The organism is Neisseria sp. P0021.S006, from assembly GCF_051956895.1.
The window spans coordinates 1-5,513 of record NZ_JBQCWZ010000069.1 but is presented as its reverse complement, the minus strand read 5'-3'; the positions used below and the strand labels follow the sequence as shown (position 1 = coordinate 5,513).

2 tRNA genes and 3 rRNA genes are annotated in these 5,513 nt (G+C 50.1%); all 5 read right to left on the bottom strand.

Going from position 1 to position 5,513, the window contains the following annotated elements:
• Positions 1-2: 2 nt before the first annotated feature.
• Positions 3-116 (bottom strand): 5S ribosomal RNA (gene rrf / locus ACTHUM_RS10460).
• Positions 117-212: 96 nt separating this feature from the next.
• Positions 213-3,101 (bottom strand): 23S ribosomal RNA (locus ACTHUM_RS10455).
• Positions 3,102-3,448: 347 nt separating this feature from the next.
• Positions 3,449-3,524, bottom strand: a tRNA-Ala gene (locus ACTHUM_RS10450).
• 5 nt (positions 3,525-3,529) lie between these two features.
• Positions 3,530-3,606, bottom strand: a tRNA-Ile gene (locus ACTHUM_RS10445).
• Positions 3,607-3,711: 105 nt separating this feature from the next.
• A 16S ribosomal RNA gene (locus tag ACTHUM_RS10440) occupies positions 3,712-5,252 on the bottom strand.
• The 16S, 23S and 5S rRNA genes sit together here with 2 tRNA genes alongside, the layout of an rRNA operon.
• Between the last annotated feature and the right edge of the window lie 261 nt (positions 5,253-5,513).

Below are 5,513 nucleotides of genomic sequence, written 5' to 3'. Positions count from 1 at the left end.
GTGTTTGGCGGTGACCTACTTTCACATGGAAGAACCACACTATCATCGGCGCTGAGTCGTTTCACGGTCCTGTTCGGGATGGGAAGGCGTGGGACCAACTCGCTATGGCCGCCAAACTTAAACTGTTACAAATCGGTAAAGCCTTAATCAATATATTTGGTGATGACTGAATCAGTCAGTAAGCTTTTATCTCTTGAAGTTCTTCAAATGATAGAGTCAAGCCTCACGAGCAATTAGTATGGGTTAGCTTCACGCGTTACCGCGCTTCCACACCCCACCTATCAACGTCCTGGTCTCGAACGACTCTTTAGTGTGGTTAAACCACAAGGGAAGTCTCATCTTCAGGCGAGTTTCGCGCTTAGATGCTTTCAGCGCTTATCTCTTCCGAACTTAGCTACCCGGCTATGCAACTGGCGTTACAACCGGTACACCAGAGGTTCGTCCACTCCGGTCCTCTCGTACTAGGAGCAGCCCCCGTCAAACTTCCAACGCCCACTGCAGATAGGGACCAAACTGTCTCACGACGTTTTAAACCCAGCTCACGTACCACTTTAAATGGCGAACAGCCATACCCTTGGGACCGACTACAGCCCCAGGATGTGATGAGCCGACATCGAGGTGCCAAACTCCGCCGTCGATATGAACTCTTGGGCGGAATCAGCCTGTTATCCCCGGAGTACCTTTTATCCGTTGAGCGATGGCCCTTCCATACAGAACCACCGGATCACTATGTCCTGCTTTCGCACCTGCTCGACTTGTCGGTCTCGCAGTTAAGCTACCTTTTGCCATTGCACTATCAGTCCGATTTCCGACCGGACCTAGGTAACCTTCGAACTCCTCCGTTACTCTTTGGGAGGAGACCGCCCCAGTCAAACTGCCTACCATGCACGGTCCCCGACCCGGATTACGGGTCTGGGTTAGAACCTCAAAGACACCAGGGTGGTATTTCAAGGACGGCTCCACAGAGACTGGCGTCTCTGCTTCAAAGCCTCCCACCTATCCTACACAAGTGACTTCAAAGTCCAATGCAAAGCTACAGTAAAGGTTCACGGGGTCTTTCCGTCTAGCAGCGGGTAGATTGCATCTTCACAACCACTTCAACTTCGCTGAGTCTCGGGAGGAGACAGTGTGGCCATCGTTACGCCATTCGTGCGGGTCGGAACTTACCCGACAAGGAATTTCGCTACCTTAGGACCGTTATAGTTACGGCCGCCGTTTACTGGGGCTTCGATCCGATGCTTGCACATCTTCAATTAACCTTCCAGCACCGGGCAGGCGTCACACCCTATACGTCCACTTTCGTGTTAGCAGAGTGCTGTGTTTTTAATAAACAGTCGCAGCCACCTATTCTCTGCGACCCTCCAGGGCTTACGGAGCAAGTCCTTAACCTTAGAGGGCATACCTTCTCCCGAAGTTACGGTATCAATTTGCCGAGTTCCTTCTCCCGAGTTCTCTCAAGCGCCTTAGAATTCTCATCCTGCCCACCTGTGTCGGTTTGCGGTACGGTTCGATTCAAACTGAAGCTTAGTGGCTTTTCCTGGAAGCGTGGTATCGGTTACTTCATGTCCGTAGACACTCGTCGTCACTTCTCGGTGTTAAGAAGACCCGGATTTGCCTAAGTCTTCCACCTACCGGCTTAAACAAGCTATTCCAACAGCTTGCTAACCTAACCTTCTCCGTCCCCACATCGCATTTGAATCAAGTACAGGAATATTAACCTGTTTCCCATCGACTACGCATTTCTGCCTCGCCTTAGGGGCCGACTCACCCTACGCCGATGAACGTTGCGTAGGAAACCTTGGGCTTTCGGCGAGCGGGCTTTTCACCCGCTTTATCGCTACTCATGTCAACATTCGCACTTCTGATACCTCCAGCACACTTTACAATGCACCTTCATTGGCCTACAGAACGCTCCCCTACCATGCCAGTAAACTGGCATCCGCAGCTTCGGTTATAGATTTGAGCCCCGTTACATCTTCCGCGCAGGACGACTCGACCAGTGAGCTATTACGCTTTCTTTAAATGATGGCTGCTTCTAAGCCAACATCCTGGCTGTCTGGGCCTTCCCACTTCGTTTACCACTTAATCTATCATTTGGGACCTTAGCTGGCGGTCTGGGTTGTTTCCCTCTTGACAACGGACGTTAGCACCCGCTGTCTGTCTCCCGAGGAACCACTTGATGGTATTCTTAGTTTGCCATGGGTTGGTAAGTTGCAATAACCCCCTAGCCATAACAGTGCTTTACCCCCATCAGTGTCTTGCTCGAGGCACTACCTAAATAGTTTTCGGGGAGAACCAGCTATCTCCGAGTTTGTTTAGCCTTTCACCCCTATCCACAGCTCATCCCCGCATTTTGCAACATGCGTGGGTTCGGTCCTCCAGTACCTGTTACGGCACCTTCAACCTGGCCATGGATAGATCACTCGGTTTCGGGTCTACACCCAGCAACTGTTCGCCCTATTAAGACTCGGTTTCCCTACGCCTCCCCTATTCGGTTAAGCTCGCTACTGAATGTAAGTCGTTGACCCATTATACAAAAGGTACGCAGTCACACCACAAGGGTGCTCCCACTGTTTGTATGCATCAGGTTTCAGGTTCTATTTCACTCCCCTCCCGGGGTTCTTTTCGCCTTTCCCTCACGGTACTGGTTCACTATCGGTCGATGATGAGTATTTAGCCTTGGAGGATGGTCCCCCCATATTCAGACAGGATTTCACGTGTCCCGCCCTACTTTTCGTACGCTTAGTACCACTGTTGAGATTTCGAATACGGGACTATCACCCACTATGGTCAAGCTTCCCAGCTTGTTCTTCTATCTCGACAGTTATCACGTACAGGCTCCTCCGCGTTCGCTCGCCACTACTTGCGGAATCTCGGTTGATTTCTTTTCCTCCGGGTACTTAGATGGTTCAGTTCTCCGGGTTCGCTTCGCTTATCCTATGTATTCAGATAAGGATACCTCCTAAGAGGTGGGTTTCCCCATTCGGACACCGCGGGATCATAGCTTTATTGCCAGCTCCCCCGCGCTTTTCGCAGGCTTACACGTCCTTCGTCGCCTATCATCGCCAAGGCATCCACCTGATGCACTTATTCACTTGACTCTATCATTTCAAGAACCTCTTTGACTTCGTTTGCCTACCCGTTGACTAGGGAAGCAAACTTGAAATTCCTACTTTGATAAAGCTTACTGCTTGTTGTGTCTTAATCCTGCCTTTTGTGTTTCAGGATTAAGTCGATACAATCATCACCCAAATACTGTGTTTGTTTTCTTTTCTCTTGCGAGAGATTTTTTATCCTTTGCAAAGAATAAAAAATCAAAACAAACGCATTGTCTTTGTTTGTTGATTTCGGCTTTCCAATTTGTTAAAGATCGATGCGTCAATATTTCACTTCGCAAATCAAAATAAGCTGCTAAGTATAGCAGGCTTCCTTTGATTTGTAAAGTACTTGGTGGAGGCAAACGGGATCGAACCGATGACCCCCTGCTTGCAAAGCAGGTGCTCTACCAACTGAGCTATGCCCCCGTTCTTGGTGGGTCTGGGAGGACTTGAACCTCCGACCCCACGCTTATCAAGCGTGTGCTCTAACCAGCTGAGCTACAAACCCGGATTCTCTTCTTAAGCGAATCTTGTCTTCACTCAAGCTTTTCTCTTCCGCATCTTTTACAGTTTACCGATAAGTGTGAATGCATCAGACCTCTTCTTTCTCTAGAAAGGAGGTGATCCAGCCGCAGGTTCCCCTACGGCTACCTTGTTACGACTTCACCCCAGTCATGAAGCATACCGTGGTAAGCGGGCTCCTTGCGGTTACCCTACCTACTTCTGGTATCCCCCACTCCCATGGTGTGACGGGCGGTGTGTACAAGACCCGGGAACGTATTCACCGCAGTATGCTGACCTGCGATTACTAGCGATTCCGACTTCATGCACTCGAGTTGCAGAGTGCAATCCGGACTACGATCGGTTTTGTGAGATTGGCTCCGCCTCGCGGCTTGGCTACCCTCTGTACCGACCATTGTATGACGTGTGAAGCCCTGGTCATAAGGGCCATGAGGACTTGACGTCATCCCCACCTTCCTCCGGCTTGTCACCGGCAGTCTCATTAGAGTGCCCAACTTAATGATGGCAACTAATGACAAGGGTTGCGCTCGTTGCGGGACTTAACCCAACATCTCACGACACGAGCTGACGACAGCCATGCAGCACCTGTGTTACGGTTCCCGAAGGCACTCCTCCGTCTCTGGAGGATTCCGTACATGTCAAGACCAGGTAAGGTTCTTCGCGTTGCATCGAATTAATCCACATCATCCACCGCTTGTGCGGGTCCCCGTCAATTCCTTTGAGTTTTAATCTTGCGACCGTACTCCCCAGGCGGTCAATTTCACGCGTTAGCTACGCTACTAAGCAATCAAGTTGCCCAACAGCTAATTGACATCGTTTAGGGCGTGGACTACCAGGGTATCTAATCCTGTTTGCTACCCACGCTTTCGAGCATGAACGTCAGTGTTATCCCAGGAGGCTGCCTTCGCCATCGGTATTCCTCCACATCTCTACGCATTTCACTGCTACACGTGGAATTCTACCTCCCTCTGACACACTCTAGTCACCCAGTTCAGAACGCAGTTCCCAGGTTGAGCCCGGGGATTTCACATCCTGCTTAAGTAACCGTCTGCGCTCGCTTTACGCCCAGTAATTCCGATTAACGCTCGCACCCTACGTATTACCGCGGCTGCTGGCACGTAGTTAGCCGGTGCTTATTCTTCAGGTACCGTCATCAGCTGTCGGTATTAGCAACAGCCTTTTCTTCCCTGACAAAAGTCCTTTACAACCCGAAGGCCTTCTTCAGACACGCGGCATGGCTGGATCAGGCTTGCGCCCATTGTCCAAAATTCCCCACTGCTGCCTCCCGTAGGAGTCTGGGCCGTGTCTCAGTCCCAGTGTGGCGGATCATCCTCTCAGACCCGCTACTGATCGTCGCCTTGGTAGGCCTTTACCCCACCAACTAGCTAATCAGATATCGGCCGCTCGAATAACGCAAGGCCCGAAGGTCCCCTGCTTTCCTCCTCAGAGAATATGCGGTATTAGCTAATCTTTCGATTAGTTATCCCCCATTACTCGGTACGTTCCGATATATTACTCACCCGTTCGCCACTCGCCACCCAAGAAGCAAGCTTCTCTGTGCTGCCGTCCGACTTGCATGTGTAAAGCATGCCGCCAGCGTTCAATCTGAGCCAGGATCAAACTCTTATGTTCAATCTCTAACTTATAACTTCTGGTCTGCTTCAAAGAAACCGACAGGACAATGTCTAAAACATCATCTTGTCTGTCTTTCAAACAGTGTGAGGCCTAATGCACTCACACTTATCGGTAATCTGTTTTTTAAAGAGCGAATCGAATTATACAGTACATTTAGCAAATGTCAACTAAAATTATCGAAAATTCTAACTAACTGTGTTATACTGTCTGCTTCGTTTTCTTCACCGCGTCAGCAGCGAAGAACCGAACTATACGCCT